This window comes from Leptospira congkakensis, from assembly GCF_004770265.1.
Lineage (GTDB): Bacteria > Spirochaetota > Leptospiria > Leptospirales > Leptospiraceae > Leptospira_A > Leptospira_A congkakensis.
This window is the reverse complement of sequence record NZ_RQGQ01000017.1, coordinates 93,858-117,507: the sequence shown is the minus strand read 5'-3', so window position 1 is coordinate 117,507 and position 23,650 is coordinate 93,858. Positions and strand designations below refer to the sequence as shown.

Here is a 23,650-nt window from a genome sequence, read left to right as displayed (position 1 = left end):
ATGAAATTAAGTATCCGTGACAAAATCAAAGGTGTTGTCGGCAAAATCCTGCTAACGGGAATTTTTGTTTTATCGATGACGATGTTTTTTATTTTGTATCCGCTGCTTGCAGATCCAGATTATTATAAAAAATTAATTTTAGATACGACATACCAACTAACAGGACTTCAGGTAAACTATCAAACTTCGGAACCTGTTTTTTTTCCATTTCCGGGAATTGAACTAGCGGATGTATCAGTAGCCAAAAATGACGATGAGTTGATTAAAGTTCACAAACTTAGGATCGAAGTGTACTATGGTGTTTTTGTAGGACAAGCACTCGAAATTAGAAAAATTTATCTGAATACAGGTACTGTCGAACTGGTACGAGAAAAGGATGAATCCTTTCCTTTGTTTGAACGAATCCTTTCCAAATCAGAAACTAATCTCCAAGAAACTCAAACTAAAACGGAAGAGTCGGCTAACACCAATTCAAAAACCTATTTTTCTAAAACCTTTGCAAACTTTGTAAATCAAATCGAAATTAAAAATGTTACAATTCTCTTTGAAGACAAATTGTATGCACGAAATATCAAATTGTATCTTTGGGAAACAACATTTCAGTTGGACCAAGACTTACGAAACTTAGATATTTACATCTACGGAAAGTTAAACGAAGAAACCATTTCCTTTAGCACAAATATCTTTTTTGTGACTGATGAAATGTCTTATGAATCGGCACGTTTGGAAGGAGAGTTTACATTCCAGAATATTAAAGGAATCGATCTTCACGATATACTCATCATTTTTACGTATGGAGATTTGCGATTTGCAAGGGCAAGTGGCGCCATTCCTTTTTACAAACGGGATGAAACCAAAATTTATGCCATTGCTGATCGGGTACACATTCGTGATTTAGCATTAAAGGATGGAAAACCATTCGCGGATGGTTATGCTTCTACAATCATGAACTATGATATTCTGGAGAGCAAATTGTCTTTTGCTGATATCGTAGTGGATTGGAAAGGAAAATCTAAATTAAACGGATCAGGGTTTGTTAACTTTTTAAAACCACCTCTATCGCCAACAATATCATTTGAAGGGACATCAGATTATTTGGATGTTCCGAGTCTCATCAAAGTCATTAAAATTTGGGTAGATCCCGATTTAGAAAAATCAATCTTAACAAGAAACATTCCAAGCACTGGTTATGTGAATCGAATGAATGTGTATTTGAATTTTAATTTAAGAAATTTAAATGCAGGCGATTTTCATGCTGATTCATTGAAACTAAATCTTCATTATGCAAAACGAAAGTTAAATATTACTAAATATGAATTAAGAGCTTACGAAGGAAATGCTATTGGTACAGGCCACTATCTTTGGGGTAAAAATGCTGGTCTCGAGATCAAAGGGAATATTAAAAATTTAGCCGTTGCTCCTATCCTATCTGATTTATTTAATATTTCACCCATAACCGGAAAATTAGATTCAGAATTTCTTTTATCCTCACCAGCTGATACAGAAGATGGACTCATAAAAAATTTACAAATCACTGGGAATATCAATGCTAAAAATGGTGAATTGTTAAGTTATACCAATATTTTAAAACCAATCAGTTCTATTGGAAGTGTTATCAACTTAAAAAAAATAGATTTCAGTCGAGCAACACCGTATAACGAACTAAAGTTTGATTTTCAATATTCTAAAGAAACAATAGAAGTTAAAAACTTTGCTCTAAAAGCAGATGGAATTGTAGGTTCTGGTGGTGGTAAAATTGGATTCAATAAAAATATAGATATGAGATTTACCATTGCTATGCCTGGTGTTGCGGGTAAGGCTTTAAAACTTCCCATTATCTATCGCGGAACTTACGGAGTTTCGGCACCATTTATTGATCCGATCTGGCTTGGTTCTGTTTATGTGGGGACAATATTTTTGGCAAGTCCTGCAGGTGCCGCTGTTGGTGGGATTGCAGGCTCAGCTATGTCTGAATATGTGAATAAAGCCGTGGATAATGTGACTGGTGGTGTTCAAAGAGGTTGGAAGGGAATCAAGTCACTGTTTGGTGGTAAGGAAGAGGAAGAGCCAGAAAAATAACTTAGTTCTAGTTTTCTCGAGGAAGGATTTTACTTTGATTCCAATACCAATCCTAAATCTGATCTTCGAGTTTACGGGAGTTTTATTCCTCTTCGTTACGAATTGGAATCCCTTCTTTTTTCAGAATTTTTAATGCGTTTGTAGAACCTGAAACGCCCTCTCTGATTTTGTAATCAAAATCCATTTGCCCCTCTTTTTCCAATTCGGTGAAATGGAATCGTTTCGCCCAAGGAACCTCTGCTAGTTTCAAATCGTGAGTTGTGAGAAAAACAATGGCTCTTTTTTCACGGAGAACGGATAAAATTTCACGTGTTGCAATATAACGTTCTTTGGAATTGGTTCCTTTCAAAATTTCATCCAAAAACAAAACCGGTATTTTTTTAGAATCATCAGCTGTATGGATAATGGAAGATAACCTTCTGACTTCACTGTAGAAAAAAGAAACTCCATCTTCCATCGAATCTTGAGATCGGATGAGAGTATGGATCTGAAACTCTGGAAATTCAAATTCTGTTCCAAGTATAGGAGCACCAGAACCGGCAAGTAACAATGACATGGCGATAGATCTAAGGTAAGTTGTTTTCCCACTCATATTGGATCCGGTAACAATCATCAAATCTCCAGGTTCCATTTTGGTAAGTGGATTGAATACACGATTGGACACAGGGAGAAGAGGATGCACTAAACTTTTGGCGCTTAAATTTCCAGTCGATGATGACCCTGCAAAACTAGCTTCTGGGAACAAAAATCCAAAATTCACGAAAGGCAACATAGAATCGGTTTTTATGATTTTGGTTTGGAGATCATTCCAAAGATTTCCAAACTTTCGTTTCCATTTTTCGAGGGATTTGATTTTCCAAAGATCCCACAAACAAATAAGATTCAAAATTAAATGTGGTAAAGGGGAAATGAGTAACTCAGAAGAATCACCGAGCGAAGAAATTCGACCTATCATTTGTTTGGTGGTTTTTCTATCTTTTGCCAAATAAACAAAAGTTTTTTGAAACCTGGAAGCCCCTGAAGAGAGTGCCTTAATTTCTTTCCATTGTTTTAAAGAATCATTTCGGTAGGTAACAAACAAAATTCCATTGATGAGGAGAGTGAGTGGGATAAGAGGTAAGTCAAACAACAATCCCAAGGACATATAAACAGGTGAGAAAACTCCCCAAATCGGGAAAACCCCCTTTAAAAAACCTCTTTTTTTCCAAAACGAATCTTCTGTATTGATGCGAGACAAAGGAAACTTTTCATTTGTCTCCGCCTCGGGTACTAAATATTTACGAAGGAGATGGTATGCGTGATAAGAATTTTTTTGCAGAATGTTTTTGATTTCACCAGGATAGAAATTTAGTTTTGGATCTTCAATTGGTTCTTGTAAAAAACGTTTGAGATAAGTTTGAAATCCAAGTTCAGTGATGGTTGTATCATAAATCCCCAAAAACCCTTGTTTGGTGCAAAGATCCAAATCAATGGAAAGAGGGTGGTTCCGTACGGATTCTGGATATTCCCATACTTCTCTTGTTTTGATTTTTTTGAATTCGCCCTGGAGCCTCGAGAGTTCTTCTAAAATAAAGGTCTGTGTTTTTTTGGCGTATTGGATTTGAATTTTTCGCTTTGAATACAACCTTACCAAATACAGAAAAGGAAGAAGGATCAGAAAAGAATACAAATGCTCTTTCCATGATTGTTTGTTAAGATAACAAAAAAGAACTGCGGCAGAAAAAAATGTGAAAGTAAGGAAGCGAAAGATCGAAACCCTTTTTAGTTTTGTAGAAAGGAATTGGATTTTGTTTTGGTAACGTTTGTTCCTTTGTGTTAGGAACAGATTGGTTGGATTAGTGGAAAAGAGGTCGTTCGTAATTTTCTTCTTCCCTGCGGGAAATCTCGGTATCAAGAACACGAATGAGACTTCCTAAATCATTTAATCTCCATTTGTCGATGAGACGTCCTCTTTCCCGACCAGAAAATTTATTCAAATACAGGGTTCCAAATAGGTCTTCCCCGTACTCGTATGCAACGAAACGCCCGTTCCGTCTGCCAGTAGAATTTTCCAATCGAATCGTCATGAACGAATACCAAAAATCAGATAAAAAAAAATAGTACAAGCAAAATTTTTTGCTTCAGGATATTCATTTTCCGGCGATACATATATTGGGGAAAGGCTACTTACCACGGATGGTTGAGGAACCTTAAAAACAAATACCCCGGAAACCGGAAAGCACGGAGGCTTGTATGGATTTCTATCCCGATATGAATTTGGAGTTTAAAAGCTCCTTTGTGAAGACCAACCAGTTTTTAGCCAACACACAAGACGAAACCCTGCTCCCTCAAATGGGACTTGCAGCACGTAACCTACTCAATCTCGAACAAATGACCAAACTTCGCGAAATTCGCAAACGCCATTTGAAAAAAGGACACCAACGCGAAGGGTTCCACTGGGATTAAACACCTAAATTTCTCTTGACCATCTAAAAGTAGGCCCTATCATAAAGACCGCTTTTAGATGGAGAGATATGGCAAATAACCTAGCAGACGTTTATAAGGAATCCGCAGAAAAATTCGGTCCAAGACCCGCATTCTGGTATAAGAATGCTCAAAAGGATTACCAAGCCCTCACTTACAAAGAACTCTACGAAGACGGACTCGCCCTGGCAGAAGCCCTCATTGATTTAGGAGTTAAGGCCAGAGAACACGTTGGTGTTTTGGCTGATAACCGTATGGAATGGATCATCGCCGATTGTGCGGTGCTCACGGCAGGGGCCGCCAATGTACCACGGGGTTCTGATATTACCGATTCCGAAATTGTTTATATTTTGAATCATTCTGAAGCGAAGATTGTATTCGTTGAAAATGACAAAGTTTACGAAAAATATAAAAACAACAAATCCCAAGTGAAGTCGGTGAAAACTGTCATCATCATGGATAAAGAAACCAAACTCAAATCAGGTGCCGGAATCCTTCATTTTTATGATCTCCTTGAAAAAGGGAGAGAGATGCGTGCCAAAGGAAAACGAGAAGCGGAAAAACGAATGGCCGGAATCAAACCGGACGATTTGTACACTCTCATTTACACTTCAGGAACAACAGGAATGCCAAAAGGGGTGATGCTCATGCATTCCAATATGATCCACCAAATGCATTATGTGGTGCCACGTGTTGCCAAAGTAACACCTGACGATCGTATGTTGTCCATTCTTCCTGTTTGGCATATTTTTGAACGTGTTGTAGAATACTTTGCGATCATCAATGGTGGTTCTACTTACTACACAAAAGTAACGGAACTTCGTAACGACATCCAAAAAGCAAGACCAACCTTTATGGCATCAGCCCCTAGGGTTTGGGAAAGTATTTATAATGGGATTTACACTCGTATCAACGATCCAAAACAAACTCCTCCGGTGAGAAGATTGTTGTTTAAAGTAGCTTACTTCTTTTCGAAGCATTACCATGCAGCGATTCGTTTTCTCAAAGGTTGGGAAGTGGATTATGAAGGAAGAAACATCATTCAATCTTTGGCATTGTCGATTGTATCCATTATTAAATTGTTATTAACTGGTCCTTATACAGTCACAATTCTTTCTTTAGCGGCTGCGCAGTTTGGTTTACCAGAAGAAAGTCCTTTGAAAACTCCATTGTATGTGGTTGCTGGCCTTGGGCTCATTTTTAACTACCTCACACTTGACAGAATCGTTCTTTCAAAAATTCGCCAAGCTACTGGTGGGCATTTACGTGCGACACTTTCCGGTGGTGGTGCCCTCCAAAAACACGTGGATGCCTTTTTTATGGATATCGGGATCACAGTGCTCGAAGGTTACGGTATGACAGAAACAGGGCCTGTGATTTCCGCGCGAACATTTGATCGTCCGATTATGGGTTCTGTGGGTGATATAGTTCCACTCAGCCAAGTACAAATTCGTGATGATGCGGGAAATGTTCTTTGTCATATCGATGACAAAAAGAATATCATCTTTGGTAAGTTAGGTGTAAAAGGTGTGGTTCATCTCAAAGGGCCTCAGGTAATGAAAGGATATTACAAAAATCCAGAAACTACCAAAAAGACCATCGTGGACAATTGGATGAATACCGGTGATATCGGTATGATCAACTTCAAAAAAACACTGACCCTCACTGGTCGTGCCAAAGATACGATCGTACTTCTCGGTGGGGAAAACGTAGAACCAGTTCCTATCGAAAACAAAATCGATGAATCACCTTACATCAAACAATCGATGATTGTGGGCCAAGACCAAAAAGTTTTAGGTGCCATCATTGTTCCTGACTTTGATGCACTGGTTCCTTGGGCTGAAGAAAACGGAATTTCAGAAAAAAATCCTGATAAACTAATCACCAATCCAAAGATCGTTGATTTTTACAAAAAGGAAGTTCGTAATTTTAACAGTGTTAAAACAGGATTCAAAAACTTCGAACAAGTACAGTATGTAACACTCATCACAAAACCTTTTGAGGTCGGTGATGAACTTACTAACTTAATGAAGATGAAACGACACGTGATTACGGAAAAATACAAAGACAGAATTTTGGAACTCTACAAAAACAGTTAATATGAATCCTTTTGCAGAGATCTTTCATGGAGAACGCATCTTGGAAATCAAGATGCAATCCAATGAAAAGAATACTTTCGATTTCGATGCTTTCGTATTATTCGAACAGATTTTAAACAAACACGCAAACAATCCAAATTTGCGTGTTTTGCTTTTTACATCCGCACAAACACAGTTTTTTTCCAATGGGATTGAACCCACTCTTATGTATGGAAAAACAGAATCTGATGTTCGGAAATCCGTTGAACAGTTGTTACGAACTGCCCAAACCTATTTTCAATTTCCAGTTCCCACCATTGCAGTTGTGAATGGACATTGTATGGCAGCGGGAGCAGTGTTTGCATTGTTCTCTGATTACCGATACATGGTGGACAAAGGGGCAAGGATTGGATTTTCCGAAGCCATCGTTGGTCTCAACTTTCCATCCATTCCTACAATTGTTTTACAAGATTTAGTGGGTGTAAAAGTCACTCGCGACCTTCTTTACTCAGGGAAACAAATCAAAGGCCCTGAAGCCAAAGAAATTGGCCTTGTGGATGAATTGTTTACTGCAGAAACATTGTTTGGTGAATCCTTAAAATTTGCTGAGACACTTTCCAAACTCACAAACAATTCTAGTCGTGGAATGAAAACTGCCCAAAGGGAACCTTACCGAAAAAAAATGGAATCCTTGTTCCAAATTGATGCAGACCTTTTTACAAAAGTCATTCTGTCTCATGACGGGCAGGAAGGGTTCCATTCCCTCATTGAAAAACGTAGGCCAAAGTTCATCACTTGAATTTAGGCCTATCTTTCCAGGCGATTCGAAAACTTTTTGTCTTTTTTCTTTTCGTTTGGAACCTTGTGATGTAAAGATGGGTCTTACTTTTAGGCGCTATCCGCTTAAACTTTGAGGTAACTTGCATCTTTCTGAGATTTCCATCCGCAATCCTATTTTTTCTTGGATGATGATGTTCGCCATGGTTCTCCTTGGCGCTATCGGACTTTCTAGACTTGGGCTCTCCCAGATGCCCAATGTTGACTTTCCTGTGGTCAATATTGTTCTCACATTACAAGGAGCCAATCCCTCTGTAATGGAGTCAGACGTTGTTGATCCGTTGGAAGAAGTTCTTTTAACGGTGGAAGGGGTCGAAGAAATCCGATCTACTTCTAATGAAAGTGCTGCAACGATCACCGTAGAACTTGGGTTAGATAGAGATGTGGATGTGGCTCTACAAGAAATCCAAACTAAAATTGCACAGGTTCAAAACAAACTTCCCGATGCACTGGATCCCCCAATATTATTAAAAGCAAATCCAGATGATACACCCATCATTTGGGTTGCTTTGACTGCTGAGGGAAAAACGGATCAAGAGAAGATGATTTTTGTGAAATCATACCTCAAAGATAAATTTCAGAAAATTCCTGGAGTTGGTGAGATTTTACTTGGGGGTTATGTAGACAGAACCATCAACGTTTATTTGGATCCTAATCGACTTGCTCGCAATGAACTAACAGTAGATGACATTGCAAATACATTGTTGGAACAAAATATCGAGGTTCCATCAGGTAAATTAGAAAACAAAAAATCAGAAGTTTCACTTCGTGCGGTGGGTGATGTACCTACGGTGGAGCAACTTTCTAATATTTATATCAATTCACGTACTGGTTCGGCAATGTACCGCCCGGTGAAATTAAAAGAAGTCGCATCCGTAGAAGATGGGTTAGATGAAGTTAAACGAATTAGCAGGTTTAATCGAATCCCAGCTGTTGGTTTGGGTATCAAAAAAATCAAAGGTTCTGATGCCGTTGCCGTTGGAAAAGCAGTAAAATTAAAAATGGAAGAACTCAAACCCTTTTTACCGAAAGGGTATAATTTGAGTATTGCAAATGATAATACAACGTTTATCAGTGAATCAGTTGAAGAACTTATTTTCACTTTAATTCTTTCTATCATATTAACAGGTTTAGTTTGTCGTTTATTTTTGGGAAGTTGGAGTAGTACAGGAAATGTTTTACTCGCCATACCCACATCCATCATTGGAACATTTTTAGTTTTATATATACTTGGGTTCACATTAAATACATTCACATTACTTGGTTTGTCATTGGCAGTGGGTATTGTTGTAGACGATGCTATCATGGTGCTCGAAAACATTAGCCGGCATAAAGAAATGGGTAAAACTTGGTACAAAGCATCCCTGGAAGGTGCAGCTGAGATTCGTTTTGCGGCACTTGCAGCAACACTGGCAATCATTGCGATTTTTTTGCCCGTTGCCTTTATGCAAGGAGTGGTCGGCAGATACTTTTTAGAATTTGGAATTACCGTAGCAGTGGCAGTTGTACTTTCTTTGTTTGAAGCACTTAGTTTTACACCTATGCGTGCTTCCAGATACAAAGACAAAGAAAAATCGAAATCAAAACAAAAACTTCAAATGGTAGATGAAGTATCAAATTGGAAAGCGAATCGATTGATTCAATTGTTTTTGAAGTTTTGGGATCAAATCGGGATTTTTAAAATCTTAGATCCAATTATGGAAACCTTTCTTAAAAAGGCAGAAGTATTTTATGAAGATACACTAAAGTATGTCATTCGATATCCAATTACAATATTAGTTGTTTCTACTTTGGTATTTATATTTTCTCTTGGATTTTTTCTGTTACTAAAAAAAGAGTTCATTCCCTCCCAAGATTTGGGTAGGTTCATTCTGCGTGCTAAATTACCTGTCACAACCTCTATTCAGGGAACAGACTCTGCTATGCGAAAGGTAGAAGAATATTTACTTTCTAAACCTGGGATTGAAAGGTACATGGGCAATGTCGGTGGATTTGATGGATCAGAATCTAATGCTGCCATGTTTTTTGTTTCGATGCAATCTATGGGCAAACGACCCATCAGTTCCAAAACGGGAAAAGAAATCACACAAAATGAAATATTTGAAGATTTGCGTAAAGAATTAAAACCCATTGTACCAGAAGCAAAATTTACGATTATCGATATTTCGCAAAGAGGTTTCAGTGCAGGGCGTGGATATCCAGTAGAACTTGTGTTAACTGGTCCTGATTGGGATGTTTTAGCAAAAGTTTCAGACAAAATAAGACTGAAATTGGAAGAGGAAGCTGTTTTACAAGACATCGATACAGATTATGTTTTGGGACAAGACGAACTTCGAATTTTACCAAACCGTGATGCCGCCGCTGCAAGAGGTGTGAGTATGGCTAATATTGGCAATACGATTGGACCTCTTATGGGAGGAAAAAAAGTAAGTAGATTTACAGAAAATGGTAGGAGTTATGATGTTCGAATCAAAATAAATAAAGCCCAAGGTGAAAATGCAGACATCATACCCAATATCAAAGTAAGAAATACTTATGGAGAATTCATTCGTTTGCAAGAAATTTTGATATTTGAATCCAAAAAAGCCTTAAAGAGCATTACAAGAGTTAACCGAGACAGGGCGATAAAATTATTTGGCAACCCTCCTATTCAGTTGGGACAAACTGTATCCATGGAAAAATCTATAAAAATTGCAAAAGAATACCTTCCCGAAGGATATTCCGTTGCCGTTTCAGGTTCCGCAAAAACTGCGAATGAATCTACTAACGGTTTAGTCTTTGCACTTTGTTTAGGAATTTTAATTTCCTATATGGTACTAGCTAGTCAGTTTAATAGTTTAAAACAGCCTTTGTATGTCCTCCTTGCAATGCCTTTTAGTTTTTCTGGGGCCCTTGTTGCACTGTATGTAACGGGACAAACGTTTAATATGTATAGTTTTATCGGCCTAATCATGTTGTTAGGTCTTGTGAAAAAAAATTCTATCTTACTCGTTGAATTCGTAAATTTTGTGCGTTCCCAAGGTAAAAACATAAAGGATTCCATATTAGAAGGTTGCCCGGTTCGTTTGAGGCCGGTTCTTATGACTTCCTTCGCATCCATTGCTGCGGCCATTCCTCCTGCACTCGCATTGGGTCCCGGTGCAGAAACAAGAATCCCTATGGCCGTGACTATACTCGGCGGTTTGATACTATCCACTCTCATTACGTTTATTGTGGTGCCTGCAGCTTATGTATTATTTGAAAAAGAGAATCCAAAATGAATTTAGTGAATAGTTATTTATTTCGATTTTGTCTGTTTTTGGTTGGTTCTCTTTTTGTTTCCTTCTGTTCATCTAGTCCCGATATAAAAGTAGGTGATGGTGTTGTTGAAGATAGTTTAAGGAAGATAACTGGTGTTACTACAAAAGATTTAGAACGAACATTGTCTAAAAATTCGATGGGTTTGGATGATTTGTTTGTGTTAGCTGTGGAAAAAACAGAAAGAATTGCCCTTAAAAATGAAGCCACAAACCAAGCTAAGTATGGAAAAAATAGAGCCATGGCTGGATTTTTACCCACTTTATCTTATGTTTATAATAAGTTTTATTCCATTCCTGGTCATACTGCTGATCCAACTCCTTTGGATAATTATAAAACATACCAAGCGATACAAAGTGAGAATTATGCAGCTCTTTTACCATCCAAAACAACCTCATCCAATCTTCCCCCAACAGTAGGAGCAGGTTCTCGTTTGTTATTAAGTTTTCCATTATCAAATGGGCTTTTGGCTTATCAAGATTACAAAGCGTATACAAGTTTGGCGGAACAAAGAAGAATGGAAGCCAAGTTCGAAGCAGGAAGAATGTATATGGAAATTGCATTGGCATATTATAATGTTTTGCAATTGGAAGATAGTTTAAACCAAGCTGAAGAATCTCTAGTTTTACATATGGAAGCTGTGAAAGAAAAAAGAAGACTTTTTTCTCTTGGCAGAATACTTCGTTACGAACTTTTAAATGCTGAAACAGCAGTCACCAATGCCCAGGCAGTATTAGAAGATACAAGGTCACAACTAGAACAAGTTCAATTGGCTTTATCAACCATGGTCGGAATGGAATCTACGATCACTTTGGAAAATTCTGTTCCTCGTTTTAAATCACCTAATATTGAAAATGTGGATGATATTCTAGTGAAACGGTATGATGTGATTTCATCCAAAAAGGGAATAGAGGTAGCCAAAGCAAACGAAAGTAAGGCCATGTTCGGTTTTGCTCCCAATGTCGCAGTAAATACTTTTTATTCTTTTCCTACACCTGGGCAAACACATAGCAAAGATGTGACAGCTCAACTTGCCATAACCATGCCACTCACACCACTGACTCAATATGCAGATTTAGAAATGGCAGAATCGGCAACCAAACAAGCAAAGTTGACCGCTTCACAAACAAGAAGAGCTGCCGTTCAAGAAATCCAAAATGCGATACAAAGTTTAAAGAATTCGGAAAAGTTATTTGGGATTTATGAAAAGGCATACCAGTTTGCATTGGATACATTAAAAAGCCAAGAGTCGGCTTATCATTTGGGACGAACAAGTTTGGCAGATTTAATCGGAACCAGAATTAGTACTCTCAATTCCAAAATGGCATTACAAAAAATAAATTACCAAATGCATTTAAATCGAGTGGTACTAGGTGTTGCCACAGGCGAATTGCCCCTCCTTACAGATTCACAATCTTCTGAAGAATGATTTAGAGTGATGAATTTAAACATTGTAATTTGTCTAATATGTTATACAAATTCAACATTCAGAAGAGTATATTGCGGTTACAGTCGTTGTTCAAAATATTTGGTTTAAAAATCTGGATTTTGATAGTATAACGATATAGCTTAAAATTTGAGGAAAAAAATGGCAGAAACAAATCATTATTACAACGCAACGGATCTTGGAAAATTTGGTGAGATCGGACGTACGAACCCTGCTTTAGCAGAAAAGTTTTTTGCTTATTATGGTGCTGTGATGGCGGAAGGGGCATTAACTGAAAGAGAAAAAGCACTGATTGCTTTGGCAGTTTCTCATGCATTAAAATGTCCGTATTGTATTGATGCCTACACATCCACATCTCTCCAAAAAGGTGCCAATGAAGCACAAATGAATGAAGCGGTTCACGTGGCTGCAGCAATGGCTGCCGGAATCAATTTAGTTCATAGTGTTCAAATGCAAAACAAAATAGACGAACTTTCTTTTTAGTTATGGAAACGAAGGAACAACTTTCCACCTTACAATCATTCAGTGGTAAAAATTTTTCCGATTCTGTCGGACATTCTATACATGCTCGTTCTCTAAAGGTTTTTCAAATCAATGTGGGTAAATGGTGCAACCAAGCCTGTCGGCATTGCCATGTAGATGCATCACCCATACGAACTGAGATGATGGATAAAGCCACAATCGATTTGTGTTTGGAAATTATCGCAAAAACACCAGGGATAGAAACTGTAGATATCACGGGTGGAGCACCGGAAGGAAATCCTCATTTTAAGGATTTGGTTTTAGGTGCGAGAAAACTGGGCAAACGAGTGATGGATCGTTGTAACTTAACCATCCTTGAAGAACCAGGAAATGATTGGTTGTATGATTTTTTAGCATCCAATCAGGTGGAAGTTGTATCTTCATTACCGTCATTCATTGAAAGTACGACGGACAACCAGAGAGGAAAAGGAGTTTATCAAAAATCCATTACCGCATTAAAGAAGTTAAATGCTCTTGGTTATGGAACAAAACTCCCTTTAAATTTAGTTTATAATCCAAACGGTTTATTTTTAGGTTCCGGCCAATCCGTTTTAGAAAGAGAATACAAAGAAACTTTGCAAAAAAAATACGGAATCGTATTCAACCAATTGTTTTGTATCAATAACCTTCCGATCAGCCGATTTTTAGGTGCTCTCGTTCGGGGTGGTAAATTTGAAATGTATATGGAAACTTTAGCCAATGCCTACAATCCAGCCACTGTAGAAGGTCTCATGTGTTTGGATCAAATATCTGTAGGTTATGACGGTTCTGTGTATGATTGTGATTTCAATCAAATGTTAGATTTGAAGTCTCAAAATGTAAAACATCTAAAGGATTTCGATTTGCAATCTTTCCTAAGTCGAGATATCGTAGTAGCAAATCATTGTTACGGATGTACTGCCGGCGCGGGATCCAGTTGTGGTGGGGAGATTGTTTAGATGTCGATTCAAAATGAAAAAGATCTTCAAGGGATATTAAAAGCTGGAAAGTTTGTCGCGAAAGTTCGTGAACTTTTGAAACTTCTGGCTAAACCTGGAGTGTCTACTTTGGAACTAGACAACGTTGCAAAACAGGAATTTGAAAAAGCAGGAGCATTTTCCGCACCTAAGTTTGATTACAAATTTCCTGGTTATACTTGTATCAGTACCAATTTTGAAATCGCACATGGGATTCCCAAAAAAGAAACCATCTTAAAAGATGGAGATTTAGTGAATATTGATGTATCTGCCAAACTAGATGGTTATTATGCCGATACAGGAATTTCTTTTGTTGTGGGTCAGTCCAACGCTTCTCTTCAAAAACTTTGTGAAACAGCAATCGAAGGAACGATGCGTGCCACAAAACAAGCGTTTACTGGAAATTATCTACGAAACATTGGAAGAGAAATTCATTCTGCCGCAGTAGAAAATGGATTTACAGTCATTAAAAATTTAGCGGGCCATGGAACCGGAAAAAAACTCCATGAAGAACCTCAAGTTTTGGTTTATGAAGAAAAACGTGACCAAAGAAAATTGGGGAACGGACTTGTTCTTGCGATTGAATCTTTTATTTCTACAGGAAGCCAAACTGCTTACGAAGAAGAAGATGGTTGGACACTGGTTGCCAGCAATCGTCGAGGGGAACTCAGTTATGTAGCACAGTGTGAACATACTGTCATTGTCCAAAACGGAAAACCCATCATCGCTACATTATAAATTCCTTGTCCTTGGAAATCATCGAATCTGGCGCTTCTGCGAAAGAGGCGAAAGGTGTTCTTATCATTTGGCCAAGTACTGGCGGTAACGCGAGATCGTTTCGGATCCGTGATTCCGAACTAGAAACTTTGGGGTTAAGACTCATTCGGTTCAATCCTCCTTCTCATGGAAATTCAAAGGGAATTTACGATCCCAGAACCGCCATATCGTTGTTAGATGTATATCTGAAAGAACGTGGATATACAAACAAAGAATTGTATGGGATTGGGCATAGTGGAGGAGGTGCGGCACTTATGATGTATGCCAATTTAGTTCCTTTTCGAAAACTGTTTTTACTTTCCCCTATTTTGGATAGTGTTCTTAGCCTTCGGTATTTGTATGAATCCCATTCGATTGAGGAGTTCAGTCGACTTCTTCTTTTGCCAGATGTTTCTGATGATGTGGCTCCCAACAAACAGATATTAGAGACACTTGCCATTCCACAGTGGTTAGAAGATGGAAAAATCGATCATCTCAAAGTTCAGATTCAAAACTCTAGAATTCGGTTAGAAGACCTATCCATATTTTTGAAGAATCTTTTTTTACCTGGATTTGTAGTGGATGGATCAGTCATACAAAAAAGAACCAATTACACAATCTTTCTTCCGAAAGAAGATAAGTGGTTTCCAAAAGAATATAGCATCAGTTTTGCAAAAGAGAACGGACTGCACTGTATCGAAATTCCAGATGCCCCCGACCATTTTTTTTCATCCACTTGGCTTTCCGTTTGGAAACAGATCCAAAAGATTGGCTTTTAAGAGAAAGCGTTCCGATCCAACCAAGAATTTCATTTAATTAGTTTACAAATGAATTAGAGTCATTTAGAATCTCCACCTGTATCTTCAGAACTTAGATTTTGGTTCTGATACAAAAGGAGGATTTGTGGAAACCATTTATCTTACACTCATTGGATTTACACTTTGGGCACTAGGGCTTGGGGTATTTTTAACTTCTTACCGAGGTGTACTCGTGTTATTCGGTAAAAAAAAGTCGAATGAATTCCCTGCAGGGATCCAACACGGTTCCAATTTTAATTGGAGACTCAACAGGGCTCACCTCAACAGTTTGGAAAACCTACCCTTGTTTGTGGCAGTGGTTTTTTTAACCGCTAACTTAGGTATGATTGATAATTTTGTGAACCAAGCAGGTCTTGTGATTTTAGGAGCAAGGGTTTTACAATCCCTCACTCATCTAACTTCTACAAGTGTTCTTGCTGTGAACATTCGGTTTACATTTTATATGATTCAAATTGTAACCTATATCGTTCTACTGGTACGTCTTTTTTAGACACCTTCCCGTTTTAGATCACGGCTCATCAGAGCTTTGACCACTTCTTTCGGATCTTTATCTTCGTATAACATTCGATAGACTTCCTGGGTGATGGCCATTTCCATACCCAGTTTGTCCGAAAGATTTTTTGCGGATTGAGTGGTTTTGACACCTTCCGCGACTTCGTTCATAGAAGCTAAAATATCTTTTAATTTTTCACCTTTACCCAAACGAAAACCCACGGTTCTGTTCCGTGATCCTTCTCCACAACAAGTAAGAACCAAATCTCCCATCCCCGATGGCCCAAGGAAAGTCATAGGATCGGCACCCATTTTGATTCCCATCCTTGTGATTTCGTTTAACCCGCGTGTGATGAGAGCTGCCCTTGTATTTTGACCAAAACCAAGACCGTCGGCAACCCCTGCTGCAATGGCAATGACGTTTTTTAAAGCGCCACCCACTTCGACACCCACAACATCGGGAGTCCAATAAGTACGGAAATAAGTAAAACTAAAGATCTCTTGCACTCGTTTGGCGGTGGCTTCGTTTTTGGAAGCAATCGAAACAATGGTCGGAACTCGTTTCACCATTTCTTTGGCAAAACTTGGCCCCGAAAGATAAGAAAGTTGGGAATGGAATTGTCCCGGAAGTTCGGATTCAAAAATCTCGGAAACAAGTCTTAGGCTTTCGTTTTCGATCCCTTTGGAGGCAGAAACAATGGGCACTTTTGGTGGGATATGATCTTTGATTTCTCTCAGAATTCCGGAAAGAGCGTGGCTTGGGGGAGCAGAAACAATCATGTCCTTGTCTTTCACAACATGGATGAGGTTGGTATCTGCTTTGAGTTTATCCGGAAGTACCAAATCGGGCATATGTTTGGTATTCATATGGTTTTCATTGATGGATCTTGCTTGATCCTCGCTTCTGGTCCAAAGGGTAACGTCATAACCCTTGTCCGCTAAAATACTACCTAGTGCAGTGCCAAAACTTCCGGCGCCAATGATACCAATCTTCATGAGTTCAGTATTCTAAATCTGCTTTCCAAAAAGGCAATAGAAAATAAAATTAAAATATGCTTTTAACGGATCTTCTCCGTTTCAATCCACTGAATCTCTTTTTGCCACCCAAAGTGGTCCCAAAGAGTAATTATAAGGTTACCTTGCTTCTTGGTAGCTTACGTAAGGTCATATCGACAGAGATCATTGCAGAGGATCCCGATTTAGAGAGTTTGGAAGTCTCTTCTGCCAAGGGTGAAGTCATATTGACCGGGGTTTATCGAATGGGATGGCTCTGGATTGCCCGTTTTTTAAAGGTCGATTCCATTCGTTACCGCGTCCGCCTAAAGCCAGTTTCAGTCAAAGACAATCGGGCTCGGTTAAAAATTGTAGGTTATAGAGTTTGGGATACCAAACCAAGGCGATTTGATTTTGTTAGGTGGTTCGGTAAAGTAGATCCGTTTCATAAAAAAAAGGTTTTTGAATCTATTCTTTATGCTGCCCCTCATCTTCTTTCGATCACTGGTTTGCAGTGGGAAATTTTATTTGATCTAAACTATTTTTTGAATTTGGTTCCTTCCATTGCCGGTAAAATTGATATCCAATACATCGTCGGTGATAACAACGAACTGTATATATTTGTAAGATCATCTACCATTCTAAAACCACTTGTGGATTTTTTTGGTCCTGAATATTTGAAGATCGATTATATCGAAGAAGATCGCGATATCCAGATGTTACTTTGGGAAAATGAATAAATGAAAATCATTTATCTAACGGATATCCATGATGGTCTTCATGGTTTAAAACGAATCCTGCAAACAACAGAAGCAGATTTGTATTTGTTTTCCGGAGATATTATTTATAAGGCATTTTTTTCTTTTGATCGTATCATCGATTTTTGTGGAGTCCAAGAAGAGTTATATTATTTGTTAACGGAACGTAAAGACGATTCCACTCCTTTTGATTTTACAACTCATGCCATTCGTTTTCCAGAAAAGTATTCCACTGCCATTGTAGAAAAATCGCAAAAGTATCGAGATTTGTATAAACTCGCTGCCAAAACGATGAAAGAAAAATATGAAATCATCGAAAAACTAATCATCAAATATGCTAAGTCGCCTGTTTATTGTTTGCCTGGGAATTATGATTTAGATTTACAATACACCGAACTTTACCAACGAGAAGTTCATCGAAAAAGTTTTGATTTTGGAAATTTAAAAGTTTCTGGTTACGGTGGGGCTCCCATTTGGACATCAGGGATTCCTGAAAAACTAACAGTTGTTTTTCACGAGTATACCAAAAACGGAAAAAACTATAGTGAACCAGAAGACTTCTTTCGACAAGAAATGCCAGACATTTGTTGGATTCATAACCCGGCTTATGGATACTTCGATAACATTCCTGGAGTAGGAAAATGTGGGAGCCAAGGGATTCGTCGGTATTTGGATGATGAATCTCCTTCTCTTGTGGTTTCGGGTCATGTACATGAAGACCAAGGAATCAAAAAAACTAGAAATACCGTATTCATCAACCCATCAAACTTTGGTGCTGTGGATTCTTTACATGGATTTCAAGAAGGTGGCTATTATGCAGAAATCATCATGGAAGGTAAGGATGTAGTACAATCCAATCTTTGTCAATTACGAGGTGAGGATTGGCATACACTTATCGAAGTGGATTGTACAGAAAAACATTTGAAACTAATTTCTCAAAATCCCATTTCCACAGTGAGTTCCGAAGATTACATTCGAGGTAATTAAATGGTTACCTTCCTTACGATTTGTGGTGTCCTAATTACAGTAGCCTTCTTTTTGTATGCTCTCTCCGCTGTTGACAACCAGAGTTTAGACAAAAAAGAAAAGGAACGCCTTGCAAAAGAAGGAAATTTGCGTGTAGGTGATCCAAGAAAAGTTTATGGAAAGGAAAAAGATCCAAACCTTCCCAGACTTCGCCTATGTCCTGTTTGTGGGACTGTGTTAAACAAAAATGAATTTTTATATGCTGCGATTTCTGCTTATACAAACAGTGAAGGGAAAAAACAGGCACAAATTTATGGGTGTAAGTATTGTTATTTGATTTTGGATTCAGAAAAAAACACAACTGATTCTTCTTCGGTAAATGACAATGGGTTTGGTCCTCCGAAACCTACGGATGAGTTATGAAGCAGGGACTCGATCTATCACAAAGTTTATCTTCTCTGAAAGGGATTGGACCCAAAAGAAAATCAATCTTATTGGAACACGGAATCTCAACTTTCTTTGAACTCCTTACTTATTTCCCTCGCCGTTACCTAGATCGTAATTTTACAAAAGACATCATTCTTAAGCAAGGGGATGTGGTCACCTTACTTGGAACTATTGCAGACAGTTACATTGTACATGGAAAAAAAAGTCGGTTATTAGTTGGATTTAGAACGCTAAACAACGAACGTATCAATTTGGTATTCTTTCGTGGGGTGAATTTTTTTCATAAGATTTTTACGGTCGATCGAAAGGTTGTCGTTTCAGGAAAACTAGAATACTTTAAAGGATACCAGATTCTCCATCCTGAGTATGAATTTTTATCGGACAAAGAGGATCCGGAAGATTCCATCCATGCAGGTCGTATCATTCCTCTTTATCCATCCACAGAGGCATTAAAAGAAGAAGGCCTCGATTCCAAGGGACTAAGGAAACTTATGTTTCAGGTTTTGGAAGGGGGAGGGATTCCTGAAAATCTCCCAACGAAAATCATCAAAAAACGAGAGTTAATCGGTCGAGACAAAGCTTTCCATGAAATCCATTTTCCCGAAACCATGGAAGCCGTACAAATTGCACGAAAACGATTTGCTTACGAAGAGTTTTTTTATTTCCAAAGGTTATTGTTGTACAAACAAAGAGAACGTCAAAAAGTAAAACGGTTGTTATGGCCATTACCCAAATCCCCTTCAAGGGAGAATTTGGAAAAAAATCTTCCCTTCGAATTGACAGAAGATCAAAAAGTCGCCGTAAATACCATTCTATCCCAAACGAGTTCTGATTCACCGGCTGCCTTTTTACTCCAAGGGGATGTGGGTTCTGGAAAAACCATCACCGCACTTCTGATCGGTCTTCATTATATTGATAATCATATCCAAGTTGTGTTCTTAGCACCTACGGAAATTTTGGCGCGCCAACACTACCAAACCATATATAAATTTATGGGAAATATGCCTTTCCTTGGCATTGAACTGCTGCTTGGTGGTGAAAACAAAAAAACTCGTTTGGAAAAACTGACAAGGATCAAAACAGGAGAATCTAATATCATCATTGGAACTCATTCTTTATTACAGGAAGATGTAATCTTTTCTGACCTTGGACTTGTTGTGATTGATGAACAACATAAGTTTGGTGTGGACCAAAGAGAAACGATTCGTTCTAAAGGAAAAAATCCTGACATCCTCGCAATGACGGCCACACCAATCCCTCGAACCCTTTGCCTGACTTTATATGGGGATCTTTCACTTGTAAATATCAAAACCAAACCAAAGGGCCGTAAACCCATTGATACAAGATGGTATAAAGAAGACCGAAGGACTGGTGTTTACAATTCCATACGTAAGTATGTGAGTTCAGGAAGACAATGTTATATTGTATATCCATTAGTAGAGGAATCAGAAAAGGTAGATTTGGAATCTTGCACGGTTGCTTATGAAAATTTACGAACCAATGTGTTTCCTGATCTAAAAATTGGTTTGTTGCACGGGAAAATGAAAAGTGCAGAAAAAGAATCTGTTATGGAGAAATTCAAATCGGGAGAGATCCAAATCCTTGTCACAACAACAGTTGTGGAAGTGGGAGTGGATGTTCCGAACGCAACAATCTTGGTTGTGGAACATGCGGATCGATTTGGAATTTCCCAGTTACACCAGTTACGTGGTCGTGTGGGAAGAAGTGATATCGAAAGTTTTTGTATTCTAATGACAGGCGATTTTATTAGCGATGAAGGACGAGATCGTTTGGAAGCACTTGTCGCATCTAATGATGGATACTATTTGGCTGAAAAAGATTTAGCCATCCGAGGACCTGGTGAACTTCTCGGAGTCAAACAAAGTGGACTTCCGGAATTTAAAATTGCTGATTTGGTATCGGATCGGAACCTACTGGATGAAGCTAAAGAGGATGCTTCCTCTTTTCCTTTGGATGATCCAACTGAACTTACAGAATTAAGTACAAGATTCAGTGAAGGCAAATTTTTATTTGCGAATTAATCCTAAAATTTTTAATGAACTTAACTATGTTCCAAACTAAGTATCTATTCTTCTTATTGGTTTCTTTATTTTTAGTTTGCGGAGAAAAGCCAGTCAAACCGAACAAAACAGATTTGTATTTAGGAATCGAAAAAAAATCCTATTTGACCGGAAAATTTAATTCACCAGGTCCATTAGCACCTGTTATCTTAGAAGAAAATGAAAAAGAACATTTTCTCCGTCCTGATGTCAAAAAAGCCCTTCACCAAATGATAAATGATTTTGAAGATTCCAAACCAAGTTCTTACAAACAACATATCTTTTTGGTTTCTTCCTTTCGTAATTTTACGCACCAAAAAGGAATTTGGGAGTCTAAGTTTACTGGTAAAAAAGCCATGCGGATACCCATCAAAGGAAAAACTCCAGAAGAAATCACTAGTTTGATTTTAGAATTTTCTAGTGCTCCTGGAACTTCTCGCCACCACTGGGGAACCGATTTTGATATCAATGCATTGGACAATGGTTACTTCGAGGAAAATGGAAAAGGGAAAATCCTTTACGATTGGTTAAAAGAAAATGCATCTAAGTATGGATTCTGCCAACCTTACAGTCGTTTATCGACAAGAAATAACAAAGGATACCAAGAAGAAAAATGGCATTGGTCTTATGCTCCCATTTCCAACCAACTCACCAAAGAATGGGTAAAAGGATTTGAATCAGGGGAGATCCAATTAACAGGAAGTTTTTTAGGTGCTGATGTTTTAGGAAACCGGGCTTTGGACTATGTTCGTTCCATAAACCCGGATTGTGAAAAAATTCAAAACCCTTCGTTATAGGGTTTTGTAGCGACTCCACATACTAGAAAGTAAAGTTTCTGCATCACTGTAAATTGGTTTCCAGTTCAAAAGTTCTCTCGCTTTTGCAGAGGATGCCAATAGTTTTGCAGGATCACCCGCTCGCCTAGGACCTGTTTTGTGGGAAATGGTTTTTCCAACTACTTTTTCAGAAAGATCTGCCATCTCTTTGACTGAATACCCAGCTTCCGATCCTAAATTCACCGTTAAACTTTGATTTTTCGTCATGATATAGTTCAGAGCTAAAACATGAGCCTTGGCTAAATCGGAAACGTGGACGTAGTCACGAACACAAGTTCCATCTTCTGTTTCGTAATCGGTTCCAAAGATTTCATAACCGTTTCGAATTCCAGAAGCCGCTTCCATGATGATGGGTAATAAATTCGCAGGAGTTTTTTCAATTCCTTTGATTCTACCTTTTGGATCATAACCTGCGGCATTAAAATAGCGTAATCTTGCTGATTTTAAACCTTTTAACTTATCAAACCATTCCAAGTTTTCTTCAATACATAACTTTGTGTATCCATAGTAGTTCTCTGGATTCAAAGGATGTTTTTCATCGATAGGAAGGTATTTAGGTGCTCCATAAACAGCTGCTGATGAAGAAAAAACAAAATACTGACAACCGTAATTTACCATTGCATCTAATAAAGTAAAGGTTCCATTTAAATTGTTTATCGTATACTTAAGTGGATCTGTCATGGATTCACCTGCTGCCTTCCAAGCCGCAAAGTGAAACACTGCATCTATTTTTTTTGTAAATGCCTGTTTTAAAATTTCAGGATTTTGGATTTCACCTTTGATGAATTCATTTCCAGGAAACAAATTGGCTTCGTTTCCTTTTTCCATATCATCCACAACTAGGATCTCATGACCAAGTTCCATTAGTTCTAAAACAATATGACTTCCAATGTAACCGGCTCCCCCGGTAACGAGAACTCTCATTCTTCGTCAGATCCACCAGATACAAATCGATGATCGACAACACCACGTTTGCTTGATTCAAAGAATGCGATAATTTTTTGGACTTCTGGTGCAGGATTTGGATCCTTTTTTAGTTCAACAAGCGCTTGTTTGGTGTTGAATCCACTATGGTAAATGACTTTATAAACTCGTTTGATTGCTAAACGAACATCGGCAGAAATTCCAGCTCGTTTCATACCCACAACGTTCAAACTCACTACTGCCCCAGGATGTCCATCGACAGTTGCGTAAGGAGGAACATCTTTGACTACTTTAGTGAGTCCTGCTAACATTGCATAATCAGAAACACGTACAAATTGGTGGACTCCGACAGAACCGGAGATAAAAACTTTATCACCAATCACAACGTGACCTGCAAGCATCGTGTTTTGTACCATAATGTTGTGGTCACCAACGATCACATCATGGGCTATATGAACATTCCCCATTAGATAGTTATGGTTCCCGATGGTTGTAGCTTTTCCTTCTACGGTTCCTCGATGGAAGATTATGTTTTCTCGAATGATATTGTGGTCACCAATTTCCAAATAGGTCTTAGTTTCCGGTTTGAAGGCTAAATCTTGTGGTAATCCGCCGTAACTTCCCCCTGAAGAGAGTTTGTTGAACTTACCAATCCGAGTTCCCGATAGGATTTTGACATGGGATTCAATGACGGTTCCTTCGCCGATTTTGACATCTTTTTCAATGATACAAAAAGGTCCTACTTCTACGGACTCATGGAGTTCCGCCTTCGGATCGATGATGGCAGTGGGGTGAATTTTCATAGTGTTTTACAAAAAAATACGATTCCGAAGCCATGGAAATGATTTTTTAAAATGTAATTTACACGCTTTTAAGAGTCTGTTTACTTTTGGTAGGAAGGTGTAACTTGCTAATAGATTG

At 38.3% G+C, this 23,650-nt stretch carries 21 protein-coding genes; 16 read left to right on the top strand and 5 right to left on the bottom strand.

The genetic code is table 11. The features are described 5' to 3' along the window. Entirely contained in the window at positions 1–2,079 is a 2,079-nt protein-coding gene (locus EHQ70_RS14035; protein WP_135587431.1) for an AsmA family protein, read from the top strand. Between the two features lie 82 nt (positions 2,080–2,161). On the opposite strand, the gene EHQ70_RS14030 is transcribed toward EHQ70_RS14035, so the two are convergent. Both EHQ70_RS14030 and EHQ70_RS14025 read right to left on the bottom strand, forming a co-directional pair. Further along, complete coding sequence (locus EHQ70_RS14030) at positions 2,162–3,685, bottom strand: MutS-related protein (RefSeq protein WP_135588487.1); 1,524 nt, start codon at positions 3,683–3,685, stop codon at positions 2,162–2,164. A gap of 229 nt (positions 3,686–3,914) precedes the next feature. Next, entirely contained in the window at positions 3,915–4,145 is a 231-nt protein-coding gene (locus tag EHQ70_RS14025) for a hypothetical protein (protein WP_084764902.1), read from the bottom strand. Between the two features lie 166 nt (positions 4,146–4,311). On the opposite strand from EHQ70_RS14025, the gene EHQ70_RS14020 reads away from it, so the two are divergent. The 10 genes from EHQ70_RS14020 to EHQ70_RS13975 all read left to right on the top strand — a co-directional run bounded on the left by EHQ70_RS14020 (position 4,312) and on the right by EHQ70_RS13975 (position 15,743). Beyond that, on the top strand, positions 4,312–4,524 hold the full coding sequence (locus EHQ70_RS14020; RefSeq protein WP_231292475.1) for a hypothetical protein: 213 nt from the start codon (positions 4,312–4,314) through the stop codon (positions 4,522–4,524). A gap of 68 nt (positions 4,525–4,592) precedes the next feature. After that, on the top strand, positions 4,593–6,641 hold the full coding sequence (locus EHQ70_RS14015; protein ID WP_135587430.1) for an AMP-dependent synthetase/ligase: 2,049 nt from the start codon (positions 4,593–4,595) through the stop codon (positions 6,639–6,641). Position 6,642: 1 nt separating this feature from the next. After that, on the top strand, positions 6,643–7,419 hold the full coding sequence (locus EHQ70_RS14010; RefSeq protein ID WP_135587428.1) for an enoyl-CoA hydratase/isomerase family protein: 777 nt from the start codon (positions 6,643–6,645) through the stop codon (positions 7,417–7,419). A gap of 166 nt (positions 7,420–7,585) precedes the next feature. Further along, positions 7,586–10,717 carry an efflux RND transporter permease subunit gene (locus tag EHQ70_RS14005; RefSeq protein ID WP_244288391.1) on the top strand — a complete coding sequence of 1,044 codons (3,132 nt, stop codon included), beginning with the start codon at positions 7,586–7,588 and terminating at the stop codon, positions 10,715–10,717. Then, positions 10,714–12,183, top strand: coding sequence for a TolC family protein (locus EHQ70_RS14000; protein WP_135587424.1), 1,470 nt, complete (start codon positions 10,714–10,716; stop codon positions 12,181–12,183). The genes EHQ70_RS14005 and EHQ70_RS14000 overlap by 4 nt, the downstream gene beginning before the upstream one ends. A 159-nt stretch (positions 12,184–12,342) precedes the next feature. Further along, the gene (locus EHQ70_RS13995; protein WP_135587422.1) at positions 12,343–12,684 is read left to right on the top strand and encodes an arsenosugar biosynthesis-associated peroxidase-like protein; all 342 of its coding nucleotides are present in this window, start codon (positions 12,343–12,345) and stop codon (positions 12,682–12,684) included. Between the two features lie 2 nt (positions 12,685–12,686). Beyond that, positions 12,687–13,661, top strand: a complete 975-nt coding sequence (gene arsS / locus EHQ70_RS13990; protein WP_135587420.1) for an arsenosugar biosynthesis radical SAM (seleno)protein ArsS — start codon at positions 12,687–12,689, stop codon at positions 13,659–13,661. Continuing rightward, positions 13,662–14,417: a type I methionyl aminopeptidase gene (gene map / locus EHQ70_RS13985; RefSeq protein WP_135587418.1), complete on the top strand. Its 756-nt coding sequence runs from the start codon at positions 13,662–13,664 to the stop codon at positions 14,415–14,417. An 11-nt stretch (positions 14,418–14,428) separates the two neighbouring features. Further along, complete coding sequence (locus EHQ70_RS13980; protein ID WP_135588486.1) at positions 14,429–15,214, top strand: alpha/beta fold hydrolase; 786 nt, start codon at positions 14,429–14,431, stop codon at positions 15,212–15,214. A 124-nt stretch (positions 15,215–15,338) separates the two neighbouring features. Next, complete coding sequence (locus EHQ70_RS13975; RefSeq protein ID WP_135587416.1) at positions 15,339–15,743, top strand: MAPEG family protein; 405 nt, start codon at positions 15,339–15,341, stop codon at positions 15,741–15,743. Here the strand turns inward: EHQ70_RS13975 and EHQ70_RS13970 are convergent. Then, on the bottom strand, positions 15,740–16,741 hold the full coding sequence (locus EHQ70_RS13970) for an NAD(P)H-dependent glycerol-3-phosphate dehydrogenase (protein ID WP_135587414.1): 1,002 nt from the start codon (positions 16,739–16,741) through the stop codon (positions 15,740–15,742). The two genes, EHQ70_RS13975 and EHQ70_RS13970, sit on opposite strands and share 4 nt — an antisense overlap. A 56-nt stretch (positions 16,742–16,797) precedes the next feature. On the opposite strand from EHQ70_RS13970, the gene EHQ70_RS13965 reads away from it, so the two are divergent. From EHQ70_RS13965 to EHQ70_RS13945, 5 genes are read left to right on the top strand one after another with little or no spacing between them, the layout of a single operon-like run. Then, positions 16,798–17,478, top strand: coding sequence for a hypothetical protein (locus tag EHQ70_RS13965; RefSeq protein ID WP_135587412.1), 681 nt, complete (start codon positions 16,798–16,800; stop codon positions 17,476–17,478). Then, positions 17,479–18,483 (top strand): metallophosphoesterase family protein, encoded by a 1,005-nt coding sequence (locus EHQ70_RS13960; protein ID WP_135587410.1) that lies wholly within the window; start codon positions 17,479–17,481, stop codon positions 18,481–18,483. Next, positions 18,484–18,885 carry a hypothetical protein gene (locus tag EHQ70_RS13955; RefSeq protein WP_135587408.1) on the top strand — a complete coding sequence of 134 codons (402 nt, stop codon included), beginning with the start codon at positions 18,484–18,486 and terminating at the stop codon, positions 18,883–18,885. Further along, the gene (recG, locus tag EHQ70_RS13950; RefSeq protein WP_135587406.1) at positions 18,882–20,951 is read left to right on the top strand and encodes an ATP-dependent DNA helicase RecG; all 2,070 of its coding nucleotides are present in this window, start codon (positions 18,882–18,884) and stop codon (positions 20,949–20,951) included. Before EHQ70_RS13955 ends, recG begins: the two co-directional genes overlap by 4 nt. Positions 20,952–20,965: 14 nt before the next feature. Continuing rightward, a complete protein-coding gene (locus EHQ70_RS13945) occupies positions 20,966–21,766 on the top strand; it encodes a M15 family metallopeptidase (protein WP_244288347.1) in 801 nt (266 codons plus the stop codon). On the opposite strand, the gene galE is transcribed toward EHQ70_RS13945, so the two are convergent. Together galE and lpxA are read right to left on the bottom strand one after the other, a co-directional pair. Continuing rightward, positions 21,761–22,729 carry a UDP-glucose 4-epimerase GalE gene (gene galE / locus EHQ70_RS13940; protein WP_135587403.1) on the bottom strand — a complete coding sequence of 323 codons (969 nt, stop codon included), beginning with the start codon at positions 22,727–22,729 and terminating at the stop codon, positions 21,761–21,763. The two genes, EHQ70_RS13945 and galE, sit on opposite strands and share 6 nt — an antisense overlap. Beyond that, complete coding sequence (lpxA, locus tag EHQ70_RS13935; RefSeq protein WP_135587401.1) at positions 22,726–23,532, bottom strand: acyl-ACP--UDP-N-acetylglucosamine O-acyltransferase; 807 nt, start codon at positions 23,530–23,532, stop codon at positions 22,726–22,728. Before lpxA ends, galE begins: the two co-directional genes overlap by 4 nt. Between the last annotated feature and the right edge of the window lie 118 nt (positions 23,533–23,650).

Excerpts from the sequence above, each read along its gene's own strand:
- EHQ70_RS14020 (WP_231292475.1), top strand. The coding sequence starts at position 4,312 with ATGGATTTCTATCCCGATATGAATTTGGAGTTTAAAAGCTCCTTTGTG.
- EHQ70_RS13955 (WP_135587408.1), top strand. The coding sequence starts at position 18,484 with ATGGTTACCTTCCTTACGATTTGTGGTGTCCTAATTACAGTAGCCTTC.
- galE (WP_135587403.1), bottom strand. The coding sequence starts at position 22,729 with ATGAGAGTTCTCGTTACCGGGGGAGCCGGTTACATTGGAAGTCATATT.
- EHQ70_RS14000 (WP_135587424.1), top strand. The coding sequence starts at position 10,714 with ATGAATTTAGTGAATAGTTATTTATTTCGATTTTGTCTGTTTTTGGTT.
- EHQ70_RS14005 (WP_244288391.1), top strand. The coding sequence starts at position 7,586 with ATGATGATGTTCGCCATGGTTCTCCTTGGCGCTATCGGACTTTCTAGA.
- arsS (WP_135587420.1), top strand. The coding sequence starts at position 12,687 with ATGGAAACGAAGGAACAACTTTCCACCTTACAATCATTCAGTGGTAAA.
- EHQ70_RS14035 (WP_135587431.1), top strand. The coding sequence starts at position 1 with ATGAAATTAAGTATCCGTGACAAAATCAAAGGTGTTGTCGGCAAAATC.
- EHQ70_RS14025 (WP_084764902.1), bottom strand. The coding sequence starts at position 4,145 with ATGACGATTCGATTGGAAAATTCTACTGGCAGACGGAACGGGCGTTTC.
- EHQ70_RS13945 (WP_244288347.1), top strand. The coding sequence starts at position 20,966 with ATGAACTTAACTATGTTCCAAACTAAGTATCTATTCTTCTTATTGGTT.
- EHQ70_RS13970 (WP_135587414.1), bottom strand. The coding sequence starts at position 16,741 with ATGAAGATTGGTATCATTGGCGCCGGAAGTTTTGGCACTGCACTAGGT.
- EHQ70_RS13995 (WP_135587422.1), top strand. The coding sequence starts at position 12,343 with ATGGCAGAAACAAATCATTATTACAACGCAACGGATCTTGGAAAATTT.
- lpxA (WP_135587401.1), bottom strand. The coding sequence starts at position 23,532 with ATGAAAATTCACCCCACTGCCATCATCGATCCGAAGGCGGAACTCCAT.
- recG (WP_135587406.1), top strand. The coding sequence starts at position 18,882 with ATGAAGCAGGGACTCGATCTATCACAAAGTTTATCTTCTCTGAAAGGG.
- EHQ70_RS13960 (WP_135587410.1), top strand. The coding sequence starts at position 17,479 with ATGAAAATCATTTATCTAACGGATATCCATGATGGTCTTCATGGTTTA.
- map (WP_135587418.1), top strand. The coding sequence starts at position 13,662 with ATGTCGATTCAAAATGAAAAAGATCTTCAAGGGATATTAAAAGCTGGA.
- EHQ70_RS13965 (WP_135587412.1), top strand. The coding sequence starts at position 16,798 with ATGCTTTTAACGGATCTTCTCCGTTTCAATCCACTGAATCTCTTTTTG.
- EHQ70_RS14010 (WP_135587428.1), top strand. The coding sequence starts at position 6,643 with ATGAATCCTTTTGCAGAGATCTTTCATGGAGAACGCATCTTGGAAATC.
- EHQ70_RS14015 (WP_135587430.1), top strand. The coding sequence starts at position 4,593 with ATGGCAAATAACCTAGCAGACGTTTATAAGGAATCCGCAGAAAAATTC.